This window comes from Stenotrophomonas sp. 57, from assembly GCF_030291075.1.
In the GTDB taxonomy this organism is placed as follows: Bacteria; Pseudomonadota; Gammaproteobacteria; order Xanthomonadales; family Xanthomonadaceae; genus Stenotrophomonas.
Map to the genome: position 1 here is coordinate 3466872 of NZ_CP127407.1, position 26289 is coordinate 3493160.

The 26289-nt window shown below is 64.4% G+C and carries 26 protein-coding genes, 1 tRNA gene and 1 pseudogene; 14 read left to right on the plus strand and 14 right to left on the minus strand.

What is annotated here, in order from left to right; all coding sequences use genetic code 11:
* Positions 1 to 129: 129 nt before the first annotated feature.
* From QP512_RS15980 to rimK, 5 genes are all read right to left on the minus strand, one after another.
* Positions 130 to 1497 carry a HAMP domain-containing sensor histidine kinase gene (locus QP512_RS15980; RefSeq protein WP_286069622.1) on the minus strand — a complete coding sequence of 456 codons (1368 nt, stop codon included), beginning with the start codon at positions 1495 to 1497 and terminating at the stop codon, positions 130 to 132.
* Entirely contained in the window at positions 1460 to 2137 is a 678-nt protein-coding gene (locus QP512_RS15985) for a response regulator transcription factor (RefSeq protein WP_005410804.1), read from the minus strand. The genes QP512_RS15980 and QP512_RS15985 overlap by 38 nt, the downstream gene beginning before the upstream one ends.
* 8 nt (positions 2138 to 2145) lie before the next feature.
* Positions 2146 to 2625 (minus strand): hypothetical protein, encoded by a 480-nt coding sequence (locus tag QP512_RS15990; protein WP_286069625.1) that lies wholly within the window; start codon positions 2623 to 2625, stop codon positions 2146 to 2148.
* An 89-nt stretch (positions 2626 to 2714) separates the two neighbouring features.
* Positions 2715 to 3191: a hypothetical protein gene (locus QP512_RS15995; protein WP_286069626.1), complete on the minus strand. Its 477-nt coding sequence runs from the start codon at positions 3189 to 3191 to the stop codon at positions 2715 to 2717.
* A gap of 268 nt (positions 3192 to 3459) precedes the next feature.
* Positions 3460 to 4338, minus strand: a complete 879-nt coding sequence (gene rimK / locus QP512_RS16000) for a 30S ribosomal protein S6--L-glutamate ligase (RefSeq protein ID WP_286069627.1) — start codon at positions 4336 to 4338, stop codon at positions 3460 to 3462.
* A gap of 165 nt (positions 4339 to 4503) precedes the next feature.
* Between rimK and QP512_RS16005 the strand changes: the two genes are divergently transcribed.
* Both QP512_RS16005 and QP512_RS16010 read left to right on the plus strand, forming a co-directional pair.
* Positions 4504 to 4869 (plus strand): hypothetical protein, encoded by a 366-nt coding sequence (locus QP512_RS16005; protein ID WP_286069628.1) that lies wholly within the window; start codon positions 4504 to 4506, stop codon positions 4867 to 4869.
* 80 nt (positions 4870 to 4949) lie between these two features.
* Entirely contained in the window at positions 4950 to 5372 is a 423-nt protein-coding gene (locus QP512_RS16010) for a thioesterase family protein (RefSeq protein WP_286069630.1), read from the plus strand.
* A gap of 17 nt (positions 5373 to 5389) precedes the next feature.
* Here the strand turns inward: QP512_RS16010 and QP512_RS16015 are convergent, their stop codons facing one another.
* Positions 5390 to 5779, minus strand: a complete 390-nt coding sequence (locus QP512_RS16015; protein ID WP_286069631.1) for a hypothetical protein — start codon at positions 5777 to 5779, stop codon at positions 5390 to 5392.
* Positions 5780 to 7111: 1332 nt separating this feature from the next.
* Between QP512_RS16015 and QP512_RS16020 the strand changes: the two genes are divergently transcribed.
* The gene (locus QP512_RS16020) at positions 7112 to 7987 is read left to right on the plus strand and encodes a hypothetical protein (RefSeq protein WP_286069632.1); all 876 of its coding nucleotides are present in this window, start codon (positions 7112 to 7114) and stop codon (positions 7985 to 7987) included.
* Positions 7988 to 8139: 152 nt separating this feature from the next.
* Here the strand turns inward: QP512_RS16020 and QP512_RS16025 are convergent, their stop codons facing one another.
* Both QP512_RS16025 and QP512_RS16030 read right to left on the minus strand, forming a co-directional pair.
* Positions 8140 to 8307, minus strand: coding sequence for a hypothetical protein (locus tag QP512_RS16025; protein WP_345783088.1), 168 nt, complete (start codon positions 8305 to 8307; stop codon positions 8140 to 8142).
* A gap of 110 nt (positions 8308 to 8417) precedes the next feature.
* Positions 8418 to 9194, minus strand: coding sequence for a hypothetical protein (locus QP512_RS16030; protein ID WP_286069633.1), 777 nt, complete (start codon positions 9192 to 9194; stop codon positions 8418 to 8420).
* Positions 9195 to 9338: 144 nt separating this feature from the next.
* Between QP512_RS16030 and QP512_RS16035 the strand changes: the two genes are divergently transcribed.
* From QP512_RS16035 to QP512_RS16045, 3 genes are read left to right on the plus strand one after another with little or no spacing between them, the layout of a single operon-like run.
* On the plus strand, positions 9339 to 10346 hold the full coding sequence (locus tag QP512_RS16035) for a Fic family protein (protein ID WP_286069634.1): 1008 nt from the start codon (positions 9339 to 9341) through the stop codon (positions 10344 to 10346).
* The gene (locus tag QP512_RS16040; protein ID WP_286069635.1) at positions 10343 to 11272 is read left to right on the plus strand and encodes a hypothetical protein; all 930 of its coding nucleotides are present in this window, start codon (positions 10343 to 10345) and stop codon (positions 11270 to 11272) included. The genes QP512_RS16035 and QP512_RS16040 overlap by 4 nt, the downstream gene beginning before the upstream one ends.
* Entirely contained in the window at positions 11257 to 11991 is a 735-nt protein-coding gene (locus QP512_RS16045; RefSeq protein WP_286069636.1) for a hypothetical protein, read from the plus strand. The genes QP512_RS16040 and QP512_RS16045 overlap by 16 nt, the downstream gene beginning before the upstream one ends.
* A 169-nt stretch (positions 11992 to 12160) precedes the next feature.
* On the opposite strand, the pseudogene QP512_RS16050 reads toward QP512_RS16045, so the two are convergent.
* The 3 genes and pseudogenes from QP512_RS16050 to QP512_RS16060 form a co-directional block, all read right to left on the minus strand.
* Positions 12161 to 13659, minus strand: a pseudogene (locus QP512_RS16050) (site-specific integrase); the annotation flags it as partial.
* Positions 13660 to 13774: 115 nt separating this feature from the next.
* A tRNA-Gly gene (locus QP512_RS16055) sits at positions 13775 to 13848 on the minus strand.
* A 158-nt stretch (positions 13849 to 14006) separates the two neighbouring features.
* A complete protein-coding gene (locus tag QP512_RS16060) occupies positions 14007 to 15842 on the minus strand; it encodes an autotransporter domain-containing protein (RefSeq protein WP_286069637.1) in 1836 nt (611 codons plus the stop codon).
* Positions 15843 to 16050: 208 nt separating this feature from the next.
* Here QP512_RS16060 and thiS point away from each other — a divergent pair, with 208 nt between their 5' ends.
* From thiS to QP512_RS16080, 4 genes are all read left to right on the plus strand, one after another.
* Complete coding sequence (thiS, locus tag QP512_RS16065) at positions 16051 to 16251, plus strand: sulfur carrier protein ThiS (RefSeq protein ID WP_286069638.1); 201 nt, start codon at positions 16051 to 16053, stop codon at positions 16249 to 16251.
* A gap of 146 nt (positions 16252 to 16397) precedes the next feature.
* The gene (locus QP512_RS16070) at positions 16398 to 17192 is read left to right on the plus strand and encodes a thiazole synthase (protein ID WP_010481470.1); all 795 of its coding nucleotides are present in this window, start codon (positions 16398 to 16400) and stop codon (positions 17190 to 17192) included.
* Positions 17192 to 17926 carry a tRNA (guanosine(46)-N7)-methyltransferase TrmB gene (trmB, locus tag QP512_RS16075; RefSeq protein ID WP_049429900.1) on the plus strand — a complete coding sequence of 245 codons (735 nt, stop codon included), beginning with the start codon at positions 17192 to 17194 and terminating at the stop codon, positions 17924 to 17926. Before QP512_RS16070 ends, trmB begins: the two co-directional genes overlap by 1 nt.
* A 27-nt stretch (positions 17927 to 17953) precedes the next feature.
* Positions 17954 to 19801 (plus strand): SLC13 family permease, encoded by a 1848-nt coding sequence (locus tag QP512_RS16080; protein WP_286069639.1) that lies wholly within the window; start codon positions 17954 to 17956, stop codon positions 19799 to 19801.
* 140 nt (positions 19802 to 19941) lie between these two features.
* On the opposite strand, the gene QP512_RS16085 is transcribed toward QP512_RS16080, so the two are convergent.
* Positions 19942 to 20277 carry a Rieske (2Fe-2S) protein gene (locus QP512_RS16085; RefSeq protein WP_286069640.1) on the minus strand — a complete coding sequence of 112 codons (336 nt, stop codon included), beginning with the start codon at positions 20275 to 20277 and terminating at the stop codon, positions 19942 to 19944.
* 178 nt (positions 20278 to 20455) lie between these two features.
* On the opposite strand from QP512_RS16085, the gene QP512_RS16090 reads away from it, so the two are divergent.
* The 4 genes from QP512_RS16090 to QP512_RS16105 all read left to right on the plus strand — a co-directional run bounded on the left by QP512_RS16090 (position 20456) and on the right by QP512_RS16105 (position 23650).
* Entirely contained in the window at positions 20456 to 20737 is a 282-nt protein-coding gene (locus QP512_RS16090; protein ID WP_286069641.1) for a hypothetical protein, read from the plus strand.
* 75 nt (positions 20738 to 20812) lie between these two features.
* Positions 20813 to 21529, plus strand: coding sequence for a fumarylacetoacetate hydrolase family protein (locus QP512_RS16095; RefSeq protein WP_286069642.1), 717 nt, complete (start codon positions 20813 to 20815; stop codon positions 21527 to 21529).
* Between the two features lie 54 nt (positions 21530 to 21583).
* Complete coding sequence (mscL, locus tag QP512_RS16100; protein WP_049447393.1) at positions 21584 to 21988, plus strand: large-conductance mechanosensitive channel protein MscL; 405 nt, start codon at positions 21584 to 21586, stop codon at positions 21986 to 21988.
* A gap of 240 nt (positions 21989 to 22228) precedes the next feature.
* Positions 22229 to 23650, plus strand: a complete 1422-nt coding sequence (locus tag QP512_RS16105; protein ID WP_286069644.1) for a M28 family peptidase — start codon at positions 22229 to 22231, stop codon at positions 23648 to 23650.
* 143 nt (positions 23651 to 23793) lie between these two features.
* On the opposite strand, the gene QP512_RS16110 is transcribed toward QP512_RS16105, so the two are convergent.
* Both QP512_RS16110 and QP512_RS16115 read right to left on the minus strand, forming a co-directional pair.
* A complete protein-coding gene (locus tag QP512_RS16110) occupies positions 23794 to 24567 on the minus strand; it encodes a TrmH family RNA methyltransferase (RefSeq protein WP_286072057.1) in 774 nt (257 codons plus the stop codon).
* 52 nt (positions 24568 to 24619) lie between these two features.
* Positions 24620 to 26137 (minus strand): alanine/glycine:cation symporter family protein, encoded by a 1518-nt coding sequence (locus QP512_RS16115; protein ID WP_286069645.1) that lies wholly within the window; start codon positions 26135 to 26137, stop codon positions 24620 to 24622.
* Positions 26138 to 26289 lie beyond the last annotated feature (152 nt).

Sequence of the window (26289 nt, forward strand, 5' to 3'; positions counted from 1 at the left end):
TGGATCTACTGGTGTGCTCATCCACGCGTGGCGTGGATCTACTGTAGAGCCGAGCCCATGCTCGGCTCCGGAAAGGCAAGGCAATGCAAGGCAGCCGAGCGTAGGCTCGGCTCTACACGAGGCAGGCGCTTACAAGGGCTTCGGCGAGAACGTCAGGGTGGCGATCACGCCGCGCTCGCCACCCGGGCGCACGCTCACCTGCCAGCCGTACAGATCGCACAGGCGGCTGACGATCGACAGGCCGATGCCGCCACCCTGCGAATGGCCGGCGTGGGTACCGCGATAGCCGCGCTGGAACAGCTTGGCAGCGTCTTCTTCGCTCAGGCCCGGGCCGCTGTCGGTCACCGACACCGCGTTGGCGCCCACGTGCACGCGAACCTCGCCATCCTGCGAGTACTTCACGGCGTTGCCGATCAGGTTGCCCAGCGCCACCGACAACGCCGCTTCCGGCGCATCGATCACCAGATCACGCTCACCCTCCAGCGCCAGTTCCAGTGGTTTGCCGCCCAGCTGCGCGCGGTGCGCGTCCAGCAGCTGTTCTGCCACACGGGCCACGTTGCTGGTGCCCTGCCCGCGCTCGTTGCGCGACAGCAGCAGCAACGCGCCGATCAGGTCGCTGCACTGCTGCTCGGCACGCTGGATGCGCTGCAGGCGCTGCAGCACCTTTTCGTCCAGGCCGGGCCGGGTCAGCAGCAGCTCGGTGGCGCCACGGATCACCGCCAGCGGCGTGCGCAGTTCGTGGCTGACGTCTGCGTTGAACTCGCGGTCGCGCTGCACTACTTCGGTCAGCCGCGACGAATAGTCGTCCAGCGCCTGGGCCAGCTGGCCCACCTCGTCGTCCGGGAAGCGTGGTGCCAACGGCTCGGGATCGCTGGTGCCGCCACGATAGGCACGCAGACGCGCGGCCAGATCCGACACTGGCTTCATCACCTTCGACGCTGACCACCAGCCCAGCACCAGCGACAGCACGCTGAACACCAGCACCGACAACACCAGCGCGCGGTTGAGCTGCTTGCCGCCGCGCACGCTGTCGGTCATGTCATAGGCGAGGAAGAACCAGGCGTCTGGCGTCTTCCGCACGGCCAGCTTGTAGGAATAGGGTTCGCCGTGTTCGTCGCCGCTGACGCTGTGGATGCCATCGGAAAAGCCCGCCCACTGCGCGCGCTCTTCGCGCACACGGTCGAACTTGTCCTTGGAATAAGCATACGCACGGATCTGCAGCACCGGTGCGTCCGGGTTGTGGCCCGGGTGTTCGTAGTAGCGCCGCGCGTACTCATCGATGTTGCGGTTCATCAGCTCTTCCACCAGCTGGTTTTCCACGCGCAGGCGGGCCCAGTTGGTGGCGAACGCGAACAGTGTTGTCAGGCAGAAGCCCAACAACACGAACGACACGATGATGCGGCTGCGCAGGCGCCGCCGATAGGGCGTGCGCCGGCGCTCCCCCTTGGCTGCCACGGAATCAGGCTTCCGGGGTGGCGATACGGTATCCGATGCCATGGCGGGTCTGGATCAGCGGCACTTCAAACGGCTTGTCGACCACCGCACGCAGGCCATGAATGTGTACGCGCAGCGAGTCCGAGTCGGGCAGCTCTTCGCCCCACACGCGGGTTTCCAGTTCCTGGCGGGTCACCACGGCAGGGGCCGCTTCCATCAGCGCCTGCAGGATCTTCAGCGCGGTCGGGTTGAGCTGCAGCAACTTGCCTTGGCGGCGCACTTCCAGCGTATCCAGGTTGTATTCCAGATCGCCGGTTTCCAGCACGCGGGTCTGCACGCCCTTGCCGCGGCGCGACAGGGCGTTCAGACGCACTTCCACTTCCTGCAGCGCGAACGGCTTGATCAGGTAGTCGTCGGCACCGGAATCGAAGCCGGCCAGCTTGTTGTCCAGCGAATCGCGGGCAGTGAGCATCAGTACCGGGGTCTGCTTGCGCGCTTCATTGCGCAACTTGCGGCAGACCTCGATGCCGTCCATGCCTGGCAGATTGAGATCCAGCACGATCGCGTCGAACTCGTGCACCACGGCCAGGTGCAGACCGGTAACCCCGTCAGCCGCGAAGTCCACGGTGTGCCCCCGGTCCTCCAGGTAGTCGCCCAGGTTGGCCGCAATGTCGCTGTTGTCTTCGATTACCAGGATTCTCACTGTCACCTCTAATTGACGATTTTGCCGACGTGCTGAGCCTTGCTCAGATCGTGCTGTGCCCTGTCCTTCTGCCGCTCACGCTCGGCGACGGTCATGCACTGTGTCGTGGATCGGTTCGAACCGATGACCTTTTCACGTTGGCATATTAGACGACTATCTTCACGCGCCTGTGTCAAAACCGTGTTCACGATCTCCTGGTCGTTGAAGACATCGGTTCGCACCTGTTCAGGCATCGAATCACGGTTCGGATGCTGCTCGACAGCGGTGCGCATGCGTACCAGCGCCTCGCGCACACGGGTGCGTTCGGTCGGCTTCAGTTCGCTGTAGGTCTCGCCATCATTGAGCTCGACTTCGATGCGCTCGATCTGCTGCTGGAGTGGCTTGCCCGGGATGAAGACCTCACCGGCCCGCTTGGTGGCGGCGTTGGTGGTGGTGGTGGCCAGGGTCAGTCCCAGGATCAGGACTGCAGGTATCAGAAGAGGCTTCATGACAAACGAATCCTTGTTTGGGTTGAATGCCGACTGTATTCGCACCGCCTTCACGCCAGCAAGTGCCAACCGCCGGGGCGGCGGACGGCCTAGCGGTTGCCGGGCGGACTGAGGTTGTTGAAGGTCCGCTGGTCATGGATCAGCGCCTTGCCCTTCTCCTCGATGCGACGGCGCTCGGCCACGGTCAGGCAGCGGCTCTTGGGCATGTTGCTGCCGGTCGCACGCGTGTACTGGCAGATCTGCCGGCTGTCATCATGGGCGCGGGCCAGAATGGTGTTGATCCGTTCCTGGTCGTTGAAGACTTCGTTCTGCGAGGCGCCGGGCAGTTCCTGCACGGTCTGGCGGTCGCCCATGCGCTGGCTGATGCGCGCCAGTGCCTGCCGTACTGTATTGCGGTCATCGGCGGAGATTTCATTGTAATCACCGTCGTCCAGGGCCTTTTCGACCTTGCGTACCTGCTCGGCCACCGGGGCCTGCCGGTCCATCTGGACCACGGATTTTTCAGACTTGGCCTGGGCTACAGCAGACAGGCCCAGCAACAGCGCGATCATCGTGATGCGGTACATCGCCAACCTCCCGATCCATCCCGGAACGAAGGCCCAACTCTACGAGTCCGCCTGTTTCACCACAAGGGACTTCCGGCAGGGATGGCGCGGACCACAGACCGGCATAAAAAAGACCCAGGCGGTGCCCCCGCCTGGGTCTGAAGTTGTATCCCGATACCGATCCTGCTGAGAGGCAGAGCTGCGGTTCGCTGAAGCCTACGCCCGGGCCGATTAAAGGCATGTTAAGTGCCGCCTCATCCACCCATGAGAATTTCAAGACATTGATTAGTCAGGGCTTTTTAAGCTTCTCGACGTGCTCGATGATGCGCGTGGCCACGTCCACTCCGCAGGCGGCCTCGATGCCCTCCAGCCCCGGCGTGGAGTTCACTTCCAACACCAGCGGGCCGCGCGTGGAGCGGATCAGGTCCACCCCGCAGACCGACAGGCCCAGTGCCTTGGCCGATCGCACCGCCACCTGCTGCTCGGCGCGGCTGGCCTTGGCCGCCACGGCGGTACCTCCGGCGTGCAGATTGGAGCGGAAGTCGCCCTCCGGTGCTTGGCGCTGCATCGAAGCCACCACCTGGTCGCCGACCACGAAGCAGCGCAGGTCGGCGCCCTTGGCCTCGCCGATGAACTCCTGCATCAGGAAGTTGGCGTACAGCCCACGCAGCGCCTCGACGATGCCACGGGAGGCGCTGGCCTTCTCGGTGAGGATGACGCCGCGCCCCTGGGTACCCTCGTTGAGCTTCACCACGTGCGGCGGCGGGCCCAGCATGGACAGCAGGTCGACAGTGTCATCGGGGTTGTCACCGAACACGGTGACCGGCATGTCGATGCCCTTGGCCGCCAGCAGCTGGTGCGCGCGCAGCTTGTCGCGCGAGCGCAGGATCGCATCGGACGGATTGGGCGTGCGCGCGCCCATCAGTTCGAACTGGCGCAGGACTGCGGTGCCGTAGCGGGTGATCGAGGCACCAATGCGCGGGATGACCATGTCCACGCCGGTCATCGGCCGGCCCTTGTAGTGCATCGAGAAGCCATCGGCGGCGATGCGCATGTAGCAGCGCAGCGGGTCCAGGATGCGCACGGTGTGGCCGCGCGCGCGCGCCGCCTCGACCAGCCGGCGGGTGGAGTACAGGGAGCTGTTGCGGGACAGGATGGCGAGCTTCATCGCGGCGGGATCGGACGGCAGGCGCGCAGCATAGCGCGGGCGTGTGGCGGGTGGATGATGCCGTGCCGGCGCCCATATCTGCGGGCTGCGCAGGGCTGTGCGAAGATGCCCTGCCGGCTACAGGACAGGACACGGCCGGCTTACACAATCCAAGGAGAACCACAGATGCGAATGGGAATTCCGCTGTTGTTGCTGTTTGGCCTGGTGGGAGGCGCTGCCCAAGTGCAGGCTGCGCCGACCCATGCAGTCTCCCGGCTCTACTTCGACGCCAACAACACGCTGATCGGCCAGGGCCTGCGCTATTGCACGGGCAAGACCCAGCACCAGGGCATTGCCTCACATGCCAATACGCGCTGGATCGATGTGTCCTACGCTTGCGTGGGAGATTCCACTGACGTTTCCTACGGAAGCTGGGTACCTGCGCAGCTGCGACAGGATTTCTGCACGTTGTATGACGCCTGCACGTCACTGATGCCGTGGCCGGAAACCAGCCTGCCCGGCACGCTCGGAAACGGCTTCTACTCCGACTGACAGCGGGGAGCCGCCGTCCTGTCTCCGGCGATGGAAATGCCGTCGCCGGGGACTTCACCCGCAACGCTCCAGGAGGCCCCATGCCGCTGAAGGTCACTCCCCGCTTTTCCGAAGTGGACGTACTGGGTCACGTGACCAACACCGCCCTGCCCGTCTGGTTCGAAGAAGGCCGCCAGGAGATCTTCCGGCATTTCAGCCGGGAGGCCAGCATGCGGGACCTGACGCTGATCCTGCGCCGCTACGACATCGACTTCCTGCAGCAGATCCAGCCGGGCCACGACGTGTGCATCGAGACCCGCATCGAGAACATCGGCCGCTCCTCGCTGTCGATCGTGCAGCAGGCGTTTCAGCACGACGTGCTGGTCGCCAGCGGGCGCTGCGTGATGGTGCACTTCGACTATGCGGCCAATGCGTCGTGCGCGATCAGCACTAAGCAGCGGCAGGCGTTGTCGGAGTTCTTTACCGAAGGGTATGCGCAGTCACTGGCGACCGCGCAGGCCTGAGCGCATCAGGAACAGCGTCATTTGCACTCGGTGCTTCCAGCCGCCCACTTCTTCAGCCTGGTGAGCTCTTCGCCTGCCCGCGCCTTGGTGTACAAGGTGACGGTTGTGACGCCCTCCACTTCCTTGAGTGCGATCACCTTGTAGATCTGGGTGCCGACGCCGGATGCCCCATGGACAATCCTGGCTTCCTTCAGGTCGTTGTAGTTCTGCACATCGTTGATCAGCTGACCGACGGGCAGGAGCTGCACAGGCCGGCATTCCTCGGTGGCCGCAACAATCCGCTTCAGCGTCAGCTGATATCCCTGCTCCACCGTAAACACAGAGGCGTATTCCGGGCGCTCAAGCCCTTTGGGACTTGTCGCGCACCCCGCCAGGAATACAGCCATCAGTAGAATCGGACGACGCATGCGAGAACTTCCGTGTTGGGTTCAGCGGAGTCTAGCGCAGGCGTCCGTTGGCGCGCCTTCGTCTCGCGGCACGACATGCAGGACCGAAAACAGACAGGCATCCGGTGCAAACGCATTCGGGGCTGGACACGTGCCGCAGGGGAATTCCGTATCGGAACAGGCGATGGCGTGCGGCAGTGGCGCGGGCGAGCCCGAATCCGTGGGACAACGTGGAGCGGGCGCGGGTCCTGGATCTCTGGAAAGAGCATCTCGACCTACTATCGGATCGAGCTCTTCAAGACCGAGACATTGACACCTGGATCACTAAGCTGCAGGACTCCCATGTCGAACTAATGATGGCGATCGCGGATGACGTGGGCTACAAATTTGATCGAGTCGTGCTCCGTAAGGGCGCATATAACCCGGAAGCCCATGGCGTCGAAGAACACGAGCAAAAGCAACTTCGCCGCTTAGCTATTGGGGTGCTTGAGGTAAGGAACCCTATCACGATGAACGTTGCCAGCTTCCCCATCGACGAAGACGCACAGAGCGCTCAGACAGAGCTATCGAGGCGGCTGAGTGAGTTGGTCTCGGAAGGAGAGTTGAAAGTTAGGCTTTCTCAGCCTGAAAGGACCACCTCGCCGCCTGACGAAGGGGCGGCTTAAAAGCCTGCCTGACTGTGGAGGCGAATCAAAGGCTTGCATTGAACTGATTTCTGGAGCAGACATGACGTAGCCCTTGTGTCGCAAGGAGCTATGCAGAAGCTCTCTGGAGGCTAAGCGGTTAAACACCGCGACGCAGCTGCTGCAGCTCCCGGCCTCAGCCACGCCTTGCTGCGGGCGTCCCTCGCTCGGGGCTTGGTCTCCGCCGGCGGCTTACGCGGCTCCAGCGCTGCCTTGATCCGCTCGATTTCCTTCGCGCCAGCCTCAGCCAGGCGCCGGACCTGTTGCTGCTGCTCGCGGGTCGGCGGCAGACCGGGCAGTGGCGGGGGAATAATAGAAGCGCCCCGAACCCTTTGAGCCCGTCCCATCCACCTGCGGTCCGGTCAACCGGAACCCCACACCACGCTCGATCCGCTGGCACGAACCATACCAAACCGCTGGCGTGCGGCCAGACTGTGTTGGCGGATGCACCACGTAGAAAGGAAATCCCTTGGCGGCAGCGACTCTCCCCAAGTCGAATTTCCGTGCACAGCGTCGGTCTGAACCGCGCCGATGAACAACCCTAAGCGGGTCGCGCAATCAATCTCCAACGATCCGGCAGGGTTGAAGATCTAGATACCTGCGAGCATGCATCTGCTCCTCTGTTGATTGGCGGGGGCGTGTTACGATCCCAGACTCAAGGAGGAGCCACATGAAGAAGACAATTGCATTGGTGTCTGCTCTAATCGGAGCAGCGTTCGCAAACAACGCACACGCGTATGATTATTCGATACAGTGCGAGACGTGCGTGACTGACGCGCAGTTTCAAGCAAAGGCTCGCGACATCGCGGCGTTGAACGGTAGAGGTGGCGGCTTTTTCTACGTGTACAACCTTGGAGCGAATGTTGTTCAAAAGTGGTGGATCAATGGAAGTAGTGGCGGGGGAGGAGGTGGCGTCAAGCCCCGTGCTCTATCCGCAGCAGCCACAGCAACTCAGTCGCCGGTGGAGAGCCACGTAAGGGTCGAGGTAGACAAGGCCCACAAACTCTATGTGATCGGTGGCAATAGCCTTCGCCCCATTTACAACGTTCCCGTCCAACATCTCTCTCTTCCCGCTGCGAATGGCAAGTCAACCTATGACGTGCTACTCGACAACAATCTGAAAGCGCAGATCGAGTCAGCACTGGGTGACACCAGAACCCTAAACTCAATCGTCAATGCGAACGTTCTTTCGTCCTTGATCGACGTGGCGCAAAATGCGACAAACGTGCTCGGGCTAAAGGAAAAGAGTTTTCTGCTATTCCGCGTAGTGATGTCTGACGGCTCGTACATGGACTACTCGTTGCAGATTGAGGATACGACTGCCGACGCAAAAGAGGAATCTGCACGTACACCGACAGGACAGCTGATTCCAGCAAGTCAGTCAAACATACGAGGCGTATGGAATGGCACTGGCGAGAACCTGGGCCAGCTGGTCGACTATTTGAGCCAGCTCGGAGTACCTGTCGAGAATGTCGGCGTTGGGAATTATATAACTGAGGTTGTATGCGCCTCGTCGAAGTGCTCTGTCCGACGCATGCAGCGATAGGTTCGTCGATAGCACATCTCCAGGCCGGCATCCGCCGGCTTGGGGCTTTGCTAGTAGTGTGGCTCATAGACCCGTCCCTTAATTACTAAAGCACCGCGACCTCGGCCCGTTTCCACTGCTCTAGCTCAGAAAACATTGCTAGCTCCGTTTGGCTAAAGCAGCCCGCTCGGATGGCGTCGTCCACCCCCTTCGGTGTCTTGGGGCCGCTTCTTCCTAGGATCGTAGGCGTAGGGTGCGGCGAACTCCTGCAGAGACAGCGTGGCGCCGATCATGCGGGCCAGCTTCTGATACGCGGCGGAGATCTGGGCGGAATAGCGCATGGGCGCAGTCTGACCACAGCTGGCGTTTTCCCAACGTGATGGGCAAGCATCCGTTGACGCTTGTCGCTACTCCGACCCATCCTTGCGTCCAAGTAGCGGCTCGCCCCCCCCTAAAAGCATCGCCCGCCGGTGGCTTCTGCCGCCTCTTCGGTCGCGGTGAGCCGGCAGTAGCGCCCGGCCCGCATCGCAACCGCGTCCTCATACGGCACGGTCACCACGCTCAGGGTGATCGTTTGGCTCGTGAACGATCCCGACTGGTGAGTGACACTTTGCTCGGAGTAGCTGACGATCTCGGCACGGTAGCTGCGGCGCGCGGCTCCGTCGCCGCTGTCGTTAAGCGTGACCGACGCCGTCCAGTACGACACGGCCCGATCATTCGAGTCAGTTTCGTTGAAAATTTTTACTCGGCCGCTGATCGGGATCTGCTGCCACAACGTCTCGTTCTGACCGATCAACTGGCGATACAGGTTGATCACACCGCTGTTGCTACCAACACCTGCGACGAAACCGTCAGAGCCAAAGCCGTTCTTGATGCGCGTATGACGTCGGTTGTAGCCGACCACCACTTGCTTGCTGCGCCCGTTGGTATCGAACGGACCGACCAGCACGCTGGTACCGATGGTTTGCGTAGTCGTGGACTGCGCCGCGTTGCGCAGAATGCCAGCAGCGATCGCCCCGCCCCAATACGCGTTGCCGTCGCGATCCATCCACATGGTTGCGCTGGCCTTGCTCGCGTTGGAAGCACCCACATTCGGTCCGAAGTAGTCGACCAAGCCATCAGCACCGAAGTTGTTGCCGATTGTGCGCTGAGAGTTACCTGCCCAAACACGCAGGTAACCATTGGTCAGCTCAAAGCCGTCGGCCCCGCCCGGCGTGAGGATGTTCACTGCTTTGGACAGAATGTTGAACGCCGAGGTCTGCGATCTCTTGCGCGGAGAAGCAAACCACTGACACCTCAGCCAAGACGGTGACGACTGTAACGAACGGCAGTGCACGCTCACGCGCTGGACCTCACTCGCCTGGAACGCGCCGTGACACTGCACTACATTCCTCCTCCCCTGATTCGATCTGCGGGCGAAGCACAGATCTGGGGCACCCACGGCGTCGTGGTCTCGCAACCCCAACCACTGCGCTCCGAAGCATTTGAGCTGAGGCAGGCTTACGAGCCCAAGCTCCTGGAGCCGGACCTTCACCCGCTCCTGCTGCTTTCGTCACGACTGAATCGGGTTCACTGCCAAGCTTACAACGGGGACTTCCTGCTGCCCGTCAGCGCCGTTGAAAAAGCCCACAAGGCAATCGCGCCCCTGAGCCCAGCGGATCTGCGCACAACCGACGCCTTGATCGCCTCACTGACGTCCGCAGCAGGCCTCCAGGCACCCTCGCTTCGATCAGATCGCGCATGGGTGGCAGGACGAGGCCCCAAGGAGGCGGTGCTCGTGCTGCCACCGGTCGCGGTCGTCGCTCCACTGCTCGCCAATCTCCTGACCACCCTCTCCCAGCACCAATCCAACTGCAATGAGCACCTCGACGAGGCGCTGACGCACCAACTGCTGACGATCCACCCATTGGCCGATGGAAACGGACGGATCACACGTTCCTTGCTGATCAAGCTCGCCGCTCGCAAACGCTGTTTGTTCCCGCTCTACATTTGCTGGCTGCTGATGTTTGACAAGTTGGCAACCGTTGCTTCGTGGAACGATGCCTCCCTCACCGGGCAGCACACGCCCGAGCCCGCAAGGATGGAGCGGTGGTTGGCAGCGGCGCGCGCCCTAGTCTCCGCGTGGCGAGAAGCACGAAAAGAATTGGACGTCAGGGCAACTGACGCCCTGCTGTTCACAGGAGCCGTGACCGAAGACGCCGTGCGCGCCGTCAGCGAGAACTGTTCCCCACCGCTGGCCCGGCGAATTGCCTCGACCTACGCCGCATCCCCCCTCCCCTCCAAAAGAGACCTCGAAGAAGCCATTCAAACATGCATTGGAACGTGCAAGAAGCTCGCATCGCCCGCTTTGAAGCCCCCAAGGACTGATGGTGATTCATGAAGAACAAACCGACATTAACTCCCGAAGACATCTCTAGATCGCAGAACCTCAAACGCCAGATCCGCGACATCCTTCGCATCTCACTGATCGTGGGCGGGTCCTTGCTCGCAGCCCAATCAGGCATGGCCGACACCACCAACGATCGAGGAACGACCAACCTTCCCCCCGTTGATGCGATACCGCCTCCCTACGTCCCCCCCTACACCCCCCCCATGGATCCTCCTTCGGTTCCCGGAATTGGGGGCTACGATCCAGGCGAGGGAGGTGGTGGGGGGGGCAGTTCCTCCCCCCCCTCGGCAGACACTTGGAAACAGCGGGTTTGCGCAGAACACATTGCCAGGAAGCCCGCCTCCTGCCCTGCACGCATCCCGTTCCCGTCGGGGGCCAGCTACGCGAAAGATCGCTTGCCTGGCGCTTCTTGGGGGGCAAAGTCTACTGTCCTGATGGCGATTTCCTTCAGCGAAGGCCGAACGCACGGGTTTGGTCGAACCGTGCCGCCTGATCCGAACGCTCAGGCTTCCATGAAGGACGCCCTGGAACGCCAAACCCAGAATTACGCCAACCTGACAAAGGACTTCAACAGCGCAACCGGGGAGTTTCGCTACGCGGTTATGCATGCATGCGAACAGCAGCTTCAAGCATCAAGCGCGACCAGGGCGGGCATAAACATCACCATTCCTGAGTCATACTGTCTCGGCATCCTTAAGGCGATAGACGATGAGGTGGGGGCACCAGGCCTCGTCGAGACCTTCGTAGAATGGGCACGTCGCTACGGCGTGCCCGTGGAGGAATACATCACCCCGCAAGGGGCAGGTGCGGTTGAGCTGGAGAAATCCCTGAAAGAGAAATGGAAATTTGTTTCTGAAGATGCCCAGTGCTCAACATGGTGGACGCAACTGGACCAACAGCAATGTTCAATTCCTTGACAGGTGAGCGCATGAAAAACTTCGCAATCGTGGCCATGCTTGCCTGCGCACTCTCCGCTTGCGCGGATAAGTCCCCCCCCGCAGCGGACGTTCAAACGACCGAACAGAAAGCCCAGCGGGACGACCATACACCCAAAAGCGGGACCCCACGCCCCACGCAATCCTCCAACGCCGGCGCAAACGCAGCCGAGCGCTCTGCTGAAGTTCAGCAGAGGCTGTGCCCTGCGGTGGATCCGTCCTGTGCGAGCGCCGGCCCGCTGAGCGCTCGCTCTCCGGCCGAGGCCCAGTGGTTGATTCAGCATGGCTATCCCTCCGAACAGGAGAACGCCAAGTTGCATGCAGCTAGCCTGCAATCCCTCCAAGAGATGGCAGCGTCTGGCAACAGACCGGCCGCCGTTGTCTACGCGGAGAGAATTGCCCTGGAGGCCGGGAAGTTCACGGAAGGCTCCGTGCTTCTCTATGAGCAAGCCAAGTCAGGCAATTTGTTCGCTTACTATGGGCTTTCCAAGATCTACTACGACGACCCCAGCCATGGCTCCTTGGTGGACAGCGCCGCGTATCTCAAGGTCGCCTACCTACTGGGTGACTCAAGGGCGTCGGAACTGCTGGATCGTCCGAAACTTGGCACCGCTGAACTGTTGTCAGCAGACAAGCGAGCGGCAGGGCTGCTAGAGACGTTCTCAGGCGGCGTGGAACGTTCTCCTCGCCCGCTGGAGTAAGCATGGGCTTGTAGAGCGGTAACCGCTCTGCTCACCGCCAACGCCAGCAAGTGAGTAGAAGCTCCAGTGCAGCTTCGGGAAGGCCCCCACTCACCTGGGGGGCCTTTTTCTTTCCTCCACGCCGACCAACTTCCCGCAGCTTCTGCTCGGCCGAGCGCAACGCCAAGTCAAACTGCCCCGGTTGATAGCGCGGCAACACAACCGGAGGCGAGAACCTGCCCAACGTCGCCACGCGGTCCGGCAGGGTGGAGCGGTGAATGTAGTGCTTCTCCAAAACCGTTTGCCCCGCAGCATGGCCGGTGACCGCGCCGATCGCCTCGACGCACCTGCGGCGTCGAGGCGATCGGCCAAGGTGTGGCGAAAACCGTGAAAGCCCTGCCCCTTTTCCTCGACGCCTTGCCGCTTGATGTAGGTGGAAAACTGGCGTGACAGCTGCCTGCCAAATCCCAGGCCGGTGCTGTTCGGTAGATTGGGGAACAACTGCACATGGCCTGCGGCCTTGGCCTCCTCCACGTAGTCCAGGAACCCGGCCTCCAGCACGGGTTGCGCCAAGGGAACAAAACCGCGCGAATGCTTGCCCTTGATCCGCTGACCCCTGGCCACCACCCGGACGTAGAATCCGGGAACGCCATCGACCGTTGCGATGTCATCCACTTGCAACTGAGCCACTTCGTTGACCCGTGCACCGCTGTAGAGCCCGAGCATCGGACCAAACCACCGATGCGGATACTTCGACGCTCAGGGAACAAACGCGCTTCCAAAAATGGCGCCCAACTCGCTGTCGGTGAAGGGAGATCCCCTGTCTTCTTCGTCCGGGGTCGCCACCGCTCGTACGCCTGCCAAGGGGTTGACGTCCAGCCGTTTGGCCTCGACCAAGGAGATAAAGAACACCGACAGACGCTGGCGGTGCTTTTTGATGGTCCAGGCGGCCGGCTCGGGCTCATCGTTGGCCTTTGCCAGGGCCATCACCTCCAGCACCGGCATTCCTCGGTAAGCAGGCCGCTTGGATGCATTCGAAGGCCACCATCGAATTGCACCGAAGAACTCGCGCACGTGATCTTGCGAAAGCTCGGACACAGGCAGATTTTCCCCTACCACGCCAGCAAACAGCCGCAACGTGTGACGGCTCTCCAGAACCGTCTTTGGCTGCAACTTCGCGTTGGTCAAATCCGTCAGGTGGTTCTCGATGGCTTTAGACAGCGACAGTCCAACCGAACGACCTGTCGCCTCCCTCTTCGCATGCGCCTCCTGCTGCTTGAGCAGAAAATGCTCAGGAAGCAGGCCGATGCTTTCTACTGGATCGGCGCTGGCCATCTTTTCGAGGGTCTCGCGCCAGAACGCCATGTCTTCCGGCGTTCTGATCTCCACCTCGGTCACGCCCGCGCCGTTGGGGAAGGTGATCCCTTTCAAGATCAGCTGCTGAACACCATTCCGCCGCACCCTGCGTAACACCTCGTCGATGTCCACCGCCTGCCCCTGTCTCAATGCTTGGAATGCCTGAGAGAGTGCCATGCCCATGCGGGCAGCGACCAGCCTGGCCACGTCTCCGAAAGGAGCGTGCAACGGACGAACGAGGAAGCGCGAGCCGACCAATGCTAGCAAGTCTTTTGGGACGAGAAAACGGGCGTAGACCCCGCTTGGCCTGGCCAAAAGCAATGGCTTTGGCATGTTTGGCGATTTTGGCGATACCTCAAACGATACCCAGGAAGGTCGTTTGAGAGGCCGTTATCCAATCCCGAAACCCTCGCGCCTCCAGACACTTAGCGCGGATCTCGGTGTTGATTGGAGCGGGCGATGGGAATCGAACCCACGTCAGTAGCTTGGGAAGCTACAGCTCTACCATTGAGCTACGCCCGCGTTGCAGGGTGAAAGTCTATGCGGAGCTGCCGGTGTTGTGCAATGGCGGCATGCCGCAATGGGGGCAGAGCCGCTTCCTGGCGGAAACGGATCCGACCCCTTGGCGCAATGGGGTCAGATCCCTTTCCGCGAGGAAAGGGCGCTGACCCCGTCCTGGATCAGAAGCTGCCGCTGAAACTGGCGAACAGCGTCGCGTCCTGCGCACGCTTCTGCCCGGCCGTGGCGCTCAGGCCCACGTTGCTCTGCAGGCCGAACAGCTCCATGCGGGCACCGAGGATGGCGGTGGCGTAGTTCTTGTCGAAGTCCATGCCCGGCACACGGTACATGCCGACGGCCGGCAGGCTCTGCACCCAGGCGCTGGCCTGCTTGGTGTCCTCGAACTCGTGGTCGTAGGTCAGCTGCACATACGGCTTCAAGGTGCCGCCATCGAAGCGCGCCTGCCAGCCAATGCGGCCGACGGTGGAATCGGCGTCCTGCTTGCCGTAGCCCAGAGCGGTGGCCATCGTGCCGGCACTGGCACCTTCGGTGTAGCCGTCGATCTTCACCTTCTGCCAGATCACCGAAGCGATCGGGCCGTGGCGGAAGCCGCCTTCGGTGCCGAACTCATAGCCGGCGTTCAGTGCTGCGGTCAGGTTGCTGCCGTCGGGCGAACCGCTGTGCTCGCGCGTCGCCGGGCCCAGCTGGACCTTGCGGTTCACGTCATACGACAGCCAGGTGTAGCTGACCTGGCCGTTGACCCAGATGCGGTCGCCGTACCAACCGGCGAACAGACCGGCGGTGGTGTCCTTCTGGGTGAAATCGCCACGGCTGTTGCCGAAGTCGGCATTGAGGCGGCCGAAGCCGGCGAAGCCACCGAAGACCATGCCGTCGCGGGCCCAGTCAACGCCGAACAGGCCGGCCGGCGCCATGCCGTCGTACAGGTCGGCATGGTCGTAGCGCTGCAGATCACCGCGCACGCCGCCCCACCAGGACAGGCCGTCGGCCGGGCGACCACTGCGGTGCAGGCTGACCTGGTCGGCGCGCGAACGGCCGATGGTCTGTGCCGAGTGGCTCAGCACCTGCTGCAGGCGCGGGCCTTCCAGGATCGAGATGGCGTACTGGCCCAGCATCTGGTGGGCCGCCGTGGTCGGGTGCACGTCATCGGCGAAGAGGTAGCTGCTTGCCGCATCGGGGCGCACATAGGCCAACGGGCTGCAGGCCAGCGACGACGGCACCAGGCAGGCGCGGCCGGTGACGTTGCTGAAGCCGTACATGCCCGGGTTGGCGATGATCTCGTGCAGCAGGGTATAGGTATCGAGCGGAATGAAATCGATGCCGGCCTGCTTCAGGCCGCCATACAGCGCGTTGTTGTAGGCCGTGGACAGGGCGGTTCCCTGCGCCTGGCCGGCTGCGCCGCGATCGATGAAGCCCGGGGTGGTGCCCACGTCCGGCAGGTTGGGCACCATCACGTACTGGGCGCCGGCCTGCTTCAGCGACGCCACGATGCCGATCTGGTTGGTCACGGCAGCGCCGATGACCGCCGGTGCCTGCGCCGGCGCGGTGATCGAGAACAGATCGTTGGCGCCGCCCCAGACGGTGTACAGGGCATTGGCGTCAGCCTTGCCGCCATTGGCGGCCAGGTACTGGGCGGTCTGCGTCTTCAGCGACGGCACCGGCACGTTGCCGAAGGCGGGCTGGGTGAGGTCGACGCCCACGCGGGCACCGCCCACGGAATAGTTGTCGCCGCTCTGGCCGTTGCCGTTCGGATTGGCGTTGGTGCCGTAGTAGTCAGCCACGAACTGGGCCCAGACCAGGCCGGGGTTGGTGGTGAACTGGCCGGAGACCGGGCGGGCGTCGGCCGGCTGGATCAGCGGGCGGTAGTAGCCACTGTCGGTCAGGCTGTCGCCGAAGAACACGGTGCGCGTGAACGGGGACTCGCCTGCCATGGCCGGAAGCGCGGCCAGCGCGATCGCGGCCGCCATCAGGGAGCGGATCGGGTGTTTGCTGAGCTGCATCTGGAAACTCCTGTGGGGAAAAATAGAAAAGGACCCGGCACACGTACGCCGGCGCACGGTGAATGGTTTCACCGTGCCGCCTTTTGCTCACGCTGCGCCGCCGCATGGATTGTCGCCTCATCCCGCCTGGCCCTGCTGTGCTGGAGCTGGCATCCGGCGCAGATTGCAAAGGTTCCGATCCTGGCGGGCCATCAGCGACAATGCAGGGATGAACATCCAGCTCAACGGTGAACCCCGTACCCTGCCCGCTTCGGCGACCCTCCATGACCTGCTCGAAACCGAGCAGCTGCTGCAGCGCCGTGTGGCGGTGGAGGTCAACGGCGAGATCGTCAGCCGCAGCCGCCACAGCGAGCATGTGCTGGCCGAAGGCGACGTGGTGGAGATCGTGCACGCGCTGGGTGGGGGCTGAGGCCAAGGGGTCGGATCCCCTCGCACCGCGAGGGGCTCTGACCCCACGCATCGCGCCACGGGTCAGAGTCCTTTGCCGCTGGCAAAGGGATCCGAACCCGTTTCCGGCGTGACCCCATCTTCAGGCGGATAAGCGATAATCGCGCCATGAACGTTCATGTCTCCCCCGATTCGCTGGTGATCGCCGGCAAGACCTATGGCTCGCGGCTGCTGACCGGCACCGGCAAGTTCAAGGATCTGGAAGAAACCCGCCTGGCCACCGAGGCCGCGGGCGCCCAGATCGTCACCGTGGCGATCCGCCGCACCAACATCGGGCAGAACCCGGGCGAGCCGAACCTGCTCGACGTGCTGCCGCCGGAGCGCTACACCATCCTGCCCAACACCGCCGGCTGCTACACCGCCGAAGATGCCGTGCGCACCTGCCGCCTGGCCCGTGAGCTGCTGGACGGCCACAACCTGACCAAGCTGGAAGTGCTGGGCGACCAGAAGTCGCTGTACCCGGACGTGGTACAGACCCTCAAGGCTGCCGAGCAGCTGGTCAAGGACGGCTTCGAGGTGATGGTCTACACCTCCGACGACCCGATCCTGGCCAAGCGCCTGGAAGAGATCGGCTGCGCCGCGGTGATGCCGCTGGCCGCGCCGATCGGTTCGGGCCTGGGCATCCAGAACAAGTACAACCTGCTGCAGATCATCGAAGACGCCAAGGTGCCGATCATTGTCGACGCTGGCGTCGGTACCGCGTCGGATGCCGCCATTGCGATGGAGCTGGGCTGCGACGGCGTGCTGATGAACACCGCCATTGCCGGCGCACGCAGCCCGGTGCTGATGGCCAGCGCCATGCGCAAGGCGGTCGAGGCCGGCCGCGAGGCCTTCCTGGCCGGGCGCATCCCGCGCAAGCGCTACGCCAGCGCCTCCTCTCCGGTGGATGGGCTGATCGGCTGATGACCAATCCTTTTGACAGCGCCGGCTCCAAGGCTCCGCCCAAGCCCTTCACCGTCAGCGAGGGCCGCCGCGAGGTGCGCAGCTTCGTGCTGCGCCAGGGCCGCTTCACCCCCGCCCAGCAGCGCGCGTTCGACGAACGCTGGCCGCGCTTCGGCATCGACTACAACGGCCAGCCGCGTGACCTGGACGCCACCTTCGGCCGCCCGGCGCACAAGGTGCTGGAAATCGGCTTCGGCAACGGTGCCGCGCTGCGCTTCGCCGCCCAGCACGACCCGTCGCGCGACTACATCGGCATTGAAGTGCACGCCCCAGGCGTGGGCCGCCTGCTGAACGCGCTGGCCGAGGACAACGCCGACCACGTGCGCCTGTACCACCACGACGCGGTGGAGGTGCTGCAGAACGAGATCGCCGACGGCGCGCTGGATGAAGTGCGCATCTACTTCCCGGACCCGTGGCACAAGAAGCGCCACAACAAGCGCCGCCTGCTGCAACCGGCGTTCGCCGACCTGCTGGTGCGCAAGCTGCGCCCGGGCGGCCGCCTGCACTGCGCGACCGACTGGGAAGACTACGCCGAGCAGATGTGGGACGTGCTCGATGCCACCGCCGGGCTGGTCAATCGTGCCGGCCCGCGTGGCAGCGTGCCGCGCCCGGACTGGCGCCCGCAGACCCACTTCGAGACCCGCGGCCAGAAGCTCGGCCATGGCGTCTGGGACCTGCTGTACGACCGCACCTGACGATCGCCTGAGGACACCGCGCCCCACATGGACACCGCGCTGACGCTGACCAACGACATGAAGCTCGTGCTCGGGCTGGTCGGCTTCACGATGGCGATGTTCCTGTTCGAGCGCATCCGCGCCGACGTGGTCGCGCTGGTGGTGCTGGTGGTGCTGGGTGTCACCGGCCTGATCGCGCCGGAGGAAATCTTCGGCGGTTTCTCCGGTAACGCGGTGATGAGCATCATCGCCACCACCATCCTCGGTGCGGGCCTGGACCGCACCGGGGCACTGAACCGGCTGGCCGCGTGGCTGCTGCGGCGTGGCCATGGGGTCGAGCAGCGGCTGCTGATGATGACCACCGCCATCGCCGGTCTGAACTCGTCCTTCATGCAGAACCCGTCGGTGATGGCGCTGTACCTGCCGGTTGCTTCGCGGCTGGCGGCGCGCACCGGGCTGACGATGCAGCGCCTGCTGCTGCCGATTTCGGCGGCGATCGTGATGGGCGGCGCGCTGACCATGGTCGGCAACTCGCCGCTGATCCTGCTGAACGATCTGCTGGCCTCGGCCAACAACAACCTGCCCTCGGGCCTGGCCACCATCGAGCCGCTGCGCATGTTCGCGCCGCTGCCGATCGGCGTGGCCCTGCTGATCGCCTCGCTGCTGTATTTCCGCTACTACGGCGACCGCAAGCTGGTTGAAGAAGAAAGCCTGGTCAACGACGGTGTCACCCCGGCGCGCACCGAGAGCTACTTCGCCAAGACCTACGGCATTGAAGGTGATGTATTCGAACTGGTGGTCACCGCCGAAAGCCCGCTGGTGGGGATGACGCTGGGCGAGGCCGAGAACCTGCACGATGCCCCGCTGCTGCTGGCGTTGAAGACCGGCAACGACACCCGCCTGGCGCCGCCGGCGGAAATGCGCATCTGGGTCGGCAGCGTGCTCGGTGCGATGGGCCCGCGCCAGCAGATCAACGATTTCGCGCAGAACCAGTTCCTGCGCATGTCTTCGCGCCTGAAGCACCTGGGCGACCTGTTCAACCCGAGCCGGGCCGGTATTTCCGAGGCGGTGGTGCCGCCGACCTCGAACGTGATCGGCAAAAGCGCGGCCGACCTGCGCCTGCGCAAGGAGCGCGGCATCAGCCTGCTGGCGATCAACCGCGACAAGCAGGTGATCCGCGAGGACGTGCGCGACGTGCAGCTGCGCGCCGGTGACATGCTGGTCTTCCACAGCATCTGGACCGACCTGGCGCAGGCCGCCAAGAGCCGCGATTTCGTGGTGGTCACCGACTACCCGACGGGCGAACAGCGCCCGCACAAGTTCAAGATCGCGATGGCGATCTTCGCGTTGACCATCCTGATCGCGCTGACCAGCAAGCTGCCGGTGGCGCTGACGCTGATGACCGGCGTGGCCGGCATGCTGCTGACCGGCGTGCTGCGCATGGACGAGGCCTATGCCTCGATCAACTGGAAGACGGTGTTCATGATGGCCGGGCTGATTCCACTCGGCTGGGCGATGGATTCCAGCGGTGCGGCGGCATGGGTAGCCGGCCACACCATCGACAAGCTGCCCACCGGCATTCCGATCTGGGTGCTGGAAGTGGCGCTGGCGCTGTTGACCACGGCGTTCTCGCTGGTGATCAGCCATGTGGGCGCGACCATCGTGATGGTGCCCATTGCGGTGAACCTGGCGCTGGCAGCGGGCGGCAACCCGACCGCGTTCGCGCTGATCGTGGCGCTGTCGGCGTCCAACAACCTGATGACGGCCTCCAACCCGGTGATCTCGATGATCACCGGCCCGGCCAACTACACCCCGCGCGAGATGTGGAGGGTGGGCGGGCCGCTGTCGCTGATCTACACCTGCGTGGTGGTGTTGATGATCAACCTGATGTTCTGAGTGAGTTGATCGGCAGGGCTGCGCCCTGCACCTGCGGGATTGCAATCGGTAGGTGCGGACCGTTGGTCCGCACGAAGCTTCCCTGCAGCGGAGCGTGCGGACCAACGGTCCGCACCCACCTCAGGCAACATCGCCCGGCCTCAGGCCAGGTACACCTGCCCGTCGCGCACGTCCAACGGCACTGCGCGCAGGCGGTCGCCCTTGCAGGGGCCGGCAATGCAGTCGCCGCTGTCCAGCGCGAACGAGGCGCCATGCGCGGCGCAGACCAGGTGGCCCTCGCGGCTCTTCAGGAACTGGCCCGGGGCCCAGTCCAAGCGGCGGCCGGCGTGCGGGCAGATGTTCAGGAACGCCCGCACCTGCGCGCCGTCGCGGTACAGCACCAGCGACTCGGCATCGCCCTCGACCACCGCTTCGACCTCGGCAAAGGCGCCATCGGCAATGGCATCAAGGGCGATCAGGGCAGCGGCGGTAGTCATGGCGAAGGCTCGGACGGTAAACCGGAATTGTCGCATGCCTGCTCAGGTGACTGGCTGCGACATGAACACAAGTCATTGATCCGTAATAAGCACAGGCTATATTTAACGAGTTTTTCACTCAATGACGGTGGCGCGTCCCGATACTCTGGTTTCGCTGATCCCAGCCTATCGAGCCGCCATGTTCAATCGCGCATCCGCCTTCACCCAGTTCCGCACCCTGTTCGCGCCGCGCAAGCCGCGCCACCCGCTGGTGCGCGTTGCCGTGGGCCTGCTCGGCCTGGCGATCCTGGCCGCGATGGTGTTCATCGGTGTGTTCGTCGGTGCGGCGATGATCCTGGTCGGCCTGGCGTGGAAGCTGCTGGCCTCGCGCAAGCCCGGCGCCGCGCGTCCGGTCGACCCGACCGTGGTCGAGGGCGAGTACCGCGTAGTGCGCAAGCCGGTGCTGCCGGCCTCGCGCTGATCCACGTCTTCCGCGCCCGCTGACGGCGGGCGCCATGCGTTCTAGACTGCGGGCACGCCCTTCCTGGATGCCCGCATGTCCGATGTCTCCGATGTGATCCCTGCCGTAGCCCTGCCGCGTGTGCCGGTAGCCGGTGGCGGCAGCTTCCCCGTGCACCGCATCTACTGCGTCGGCCGCAACTTTGCTGACCACGCCCGTGAAATGGGCGCGGCGGTACCGGCGGACGATGACCGCGGCCGCCCGATGTTCTTCAGCAAGCCGGCCGATGCCATCGTGGTCGGCCACGACGACGTGATCCCCTACCCGCCGGCAACCGCCAACCTGCACCACGAAGTGGAGCTGGTGGTGGCGATCGGCCGTGATGCGCCCGCGGGCGAGTTGGCCGTGGCCGATGCCGATGCGCTGGTCTACGGCTACGCCGTTGGCCTGGACCTGACCCGCCGCGACCTGCAGGCCGCGGCCAAGGACAAGGGCCATCCGTGGGACGCCGCCAAGGGCTTCGATGCCTCCGCGCCGATCAGCGAAATCGTCCACGCCGAGGAAGTCGGCGACCTGGCCGCGCTGAACCTGTCGCTGGAGGTCAACGGCGAGGTGCGCCAGCAGGCGCTGCTGGACCAGATGATCTGGAACGTGCCGGAGATCCTGCACGAGCTGTCCAAGCTGTGGCAGCTGCGCGCGGGCGATCTGGTGTTCATGGGCACGCCGTCCGGGGTCGCCGCTTTGAAGCCGGGCGATCGCTTCAGTGCGCGCCTGGAAAACGTGGCCGAACGCCATGGCGTGATCGCGGGCTGACATCACCTGCGCTACCCTGCGCGCTGTCCACTTCCCCACCGGAGAACAACAACAATGGGAATGCTCACCGAGTTCAAGGAATTCGCGATGCGCGGCAACGTCATCGACCTCGCCGTCGGCGTGGTGATCGGCGCAGCCTTCGGCAAGATCGTGACCGCGCTGGTGGAGAAGATCATCATGCCGCCGCTGGGCCTGCTGATCGGCAAGGTGGATTTCTCGCAGCTGGCGTGGACGCTGTCGCCGGCCCGCATCGGGCCGGACGGCAAGGAGATTCCGGCGGTGGTGATCGGCTACGGTGACTTCATCAACACGCTGATCCAGTTCGTGATCGTGGCCTTCGCCATTTTCCTGGTGATCAAGGTGATCAACCGCCTGTCGCGCAAGAAGGAAGCGGCACCGGCAGCGCCGGCCGAGGAAGTGGTGCTGCTGCGGGAGATCCGCGACAGCCTGAAGAAATAAGGGCACCGGGCGCCATCGGCGCCCCTCCCACCTGTAGAGCCGAGCCCACGCTCGGCTGATCTGCAAGGCAGCCGAGCATGGGCTCGGCTCTACAGAAGCAGGCGAAAGCCCCGCTCCGGCGCGGCTTTCGCTTTGCCGGACGTGGCGGAAAACTGCGTGCGCGCCAGCCATGACCTCCCGCCCATGCGCGGGCCTGAACGACTGTTAAGCTCCAAGGCTTGGTCCCTTCCGGAGTTGCCCATGCGTCGCCGCGTCCTTGCCATCGCATCGTCCCTTGCCCTGCTGGCCGCTCCGGCCTTTGCAGCACCGCACACCACCACCCTGCCCCCGGCCTCGCTGGCCACGGCCGCGCAGCTGCGCGACCAGGCGCTGGCCGACGACACTGGCTGGAAGGTGGTCGAATCGCTTACCACCGAAATCGGTCCGCGCATTGCCGGCAGCGAAGCCGACGCCCGTGCGGTGGCCTGGGCCGAAGCCAAGTTCAAGGCGCTGGGCTTCGACAAGGTGTGGAAAGAACCGGTGACCTTCCCGAAGTGGGAGCGCCGCAGTGAACACGCCGCTGTGACCGGCAGGAACCCGCAGCCGCTGCAGATCACCGCACTGGGGGGCAGCCCGGGCGGCACCGTGGAAGCCGAGGTGGTGCGCTTCGCCGACCTGGCCGCGCTGCAGGCCGCACCGGCCGGTTCGCTGAAGGGCAAGATCGCCTTTGTCGATTACCAGATGCTGCCGTTCCGCGATGGCCGCGACTACGGCCGTGGCGGCGCGATCCGCAGCAAGGGCCCGTCCGAGGCGATCCGCAAGGGCGCGGTGGGCTTCCTGATGCGCTCAGCCGGTACCGACTCGCACCGTGTGCCACATACCGGCATCACCCGTTTCGATGAGGGCCTGACCCCGGTGCCGTCGGCGGCGCTGTCGGTACCCGATGCCGACCAGCTGGCGCGCCTGCTGGCGCGTGGCGCGACCACCGTGAAGGTAGCACTGGACTGCGGTTGGGATGGCACCGCCACCTCGTACAACGTGATCGGTGAGATCACCGGCCGCACGCTGCCGAAGGAAGTGGTCGTCATCGGCGGCCACCTGGATTCGTGGGACCTGGGCACCGGCGCGGTGGATGACGGCGCGGGCGTGGGCATCACCATGGCCGCAGGCCATCTGATCGGCCAGCTCAAGCAGGCACCGAAGCGCACCATCCGCGTGATTGCCTTCGCCAACGAAGAACAGGGCCTGTATGGCGGCAAGGCCTACGCCGAGGCACACGCCAAGGACGTGGCGCTGCACCAGCTGGCCGCCGAGAGCGACTTCGGCGCCGGCCGCATCTACGCCTTCAATACCGGTTCGCCGAACCCGGAAGGCTCGCGTGAAGCGACGAAGCAGATTGCCGAAGTGATGAAGCCGCTGGGCATCGAGTACCAGGCCGACAAGGGGGGCCCGGGCCCGGACGTCGGCCCGCTGGCTGCCAAGGGCGGTGCGTGGGCGTGGCTGGCGCAGGACGGCTCGGACTACTTCCACCTGCACCACACCGCCGACGACACGCTCGACAAGATCGACCCGAAGGCGCTTGCGCAGAATGTGGCCGCCTACACCGTGTTCGCGTATCTGGCGGCGGAGGCTGATGGCAACTTCGGCAGCGAAGCCAAGGCGACCACGCCGCCGAACGAATGATGCGGTAGCGCCGGGCGCTGCCCGGCGAGCGCAGCGGCAGGAGCGGTGCGAACGAAGGTTCGCACCCACCACGGCGGGTCCTGAATCCGGAACCGGCGGGGTCAGAACCCTCGCGCAGGCGAGGGATCTGACCGCTCAGAGGCTCAATCGCGTCGACTGGCCCACTGCGCCAGCAGCACGGCCGTGGCCGAGGCCACGTTCAGGCTCTCCACCGCACCACTGCCGGGGATCGAGACCTGCAGATCGCACTGGCTCGCCAGGCCACGGTCCATGCCCTCGCCTTCGGCGCCCATCACGTACACCAGCCGGTCCGGCAGGGACGCGCGGAACACGTCATCACCACCGTCGACTAGCGTTGCGGCCAGGCCGAAGCCAGCAGCGCGCAGCTGTGCCATCGCCTCCGCGGCCTCCGGCAACTGCACCAGCGGCACCGATTCCGCACCGCCTTCGGCCACGCGTGCGGCGGCACCGGACAGCGCCAGCGTGCTGCCGGCCGGCAGCAGCAGCGCCTTGACCCCGAAGTGTGCGGCCGAGCGCAGGATCGCGCCGAAGTTGTGCGGGTTGCCGACACCGTCCAGCCACAACGCCAGCGCCGGACCTTCGCCCAGATCGGCCAGCCACTGTGCCAGCGGCACCACCGGCGCGCGCAGCACGTCGGCCACCAGGCCTTCGTGATGGGTGGTGGCGGCCAGCTTGTTGAGGTCGCCTTCCTCGACGACGCGGTAGCCCACGCGGTTGGCCACGCACCACTTCAGCACCGGCTGCATGCGCGGAATCAGCGCGTCCACCAGGTACAGCTTGCGCAACGCCTGCGGGCGCTTGGCGAACAGCGCCTGCACGGCGTTCCAGCCATACAGGCGCAGTTCGTCGTTGCCGCGCCCCGGCGGCGGCGGGGTGCCGCCCTCACGCGGTGGCAGCGGGGTGGCCCGCGGCGGTCGCGACGACGGGCGGCGGGCATTCTTCCAGGGATCATTCACTACGGGACAACTCCAGCTTGCGTTGACGCCAGAAATCGGCGTTCTTGATGCCCAGGGCATCGGGGTCGAAGGTCGGATCGAGGCCGAGCTTCTTCTGTCGTTCGTAATCACGCAGGGCCAGCATGGCCGGCTTCTGGATGATGAGGATGGCAATGATGTTCAGCCAGGCCATCAGGCCCACGCCGATGTCACCCAGCGCCCAGGCCAGGGTGGCATTGTGGAACGCCCCGAACACGACCATGCCGATGATGCCCAGGCGCAGCAGCAGCACGGTGAGCGGGCGCTTCTTGTTGTGGTTCACATAGCTGAGGTTGGTCTCGGCCATGTAGTAGTACGCCATGATGGTGGTGAAGGCGAAGAAGAAGATGGCGATCGAGACGAACGCCGAGCCCCAGCCCGGCAGCACCGCTTCAACGCCGGCCTGCGCGTAGCCCGCGCCTTCCGGAATGCCGGCCAGGCCCTGGAAGATCGGCGCGGCGCCGGGCACCGGCGAGTACACGTTGTAGGTACCGCTGGCCAGGATGAGGAACGCGGTGGCGGTGCACACCATCATGGTGTCGAAGTAGATGGCGAAGGCCTGCACGTAACCCTGCTTGGCCGGGTGCGAGACTTCCGAGGCGGCCGCCGCGTGCGGGCCCGAACCCTGGCCGGCTTCGTTGGCATAGATGCCGCGCTTGATGCCCCACTCCACTGCCAGGCCCATCATCGCGCCGAACGCCGCGTGCGTGCCGAAGGCGCTCTTGAAGATGATGCCGAACATGTCCGGCACGCGGTCGTAGTTGATGATCATGATGACGATGGCCGTCAGGATGAAACCGGCGGCCATGAACGGCACCACCACTTCGGCGAAGTTGGCGATGCGCTTGACGCCACCGAAGATCACCACGCCCAGCAGCAGCGCCACCACGATGCCGATGCCCAGCTTCAGCGCCTGCACCGATTCCATACCGAAGGCCTGGCCATCAAGCGGGCCGCACAGGGCGGTGCCGCGGCAGGCGTTGATGATGCTGTCGGCGATGGCATTGGCCTGCACGCCCGGCATCAGGAAGCCGGCGGCGATGATCGTGGCGATGGCGAAGGCCAGCGCGTACCACTTCAGGCCCATCGCCTTTTCGATGTAGTAGGCCGGGCCACCGCGGTAGCGGCCTTCGGCATCCTTGGTCTTGTAGATCTGCGCCAGGGTGCATTCCACGTACGAGGTGGACGCGCCGAGGAAGCCCATCACCCACATCCAGAAGATCGCACCGGGGCCGCCGAAGGCGATGGCGGTGGCCACGCCGGCGATGTTGCCGATGCCCATGCGGCCGGCCATCGACATGGCCAGGGCCTGGAACGAGGACACGCCGGCATCGGATTTCTCACCCCTGACGGTGAGGCGGCACATCTCGAGGAAACCCCGGATCTGCATGAAGCGGGTGCGCAGGCTGAAGAACAGGCCGGCGGCCAGGCACATGAAGATCAGTGCCTTGCTCCAGATGATGCTGTTGATGAAATGTACGGTAGCTTCCACGCGCGCTCTCTCCAGTCGGCGGGTTGTAAGGACGTCCCGTCGGCTGGAGGGGACCGGTCGATTCTCCCTGATCGAAGGCCGCTGCGGTAGCGCTGTCTTGTAGAGCCGAGCCCATGCTCGGCTTGGGCCCCCGAGGGCAGCCGGGCATGGGC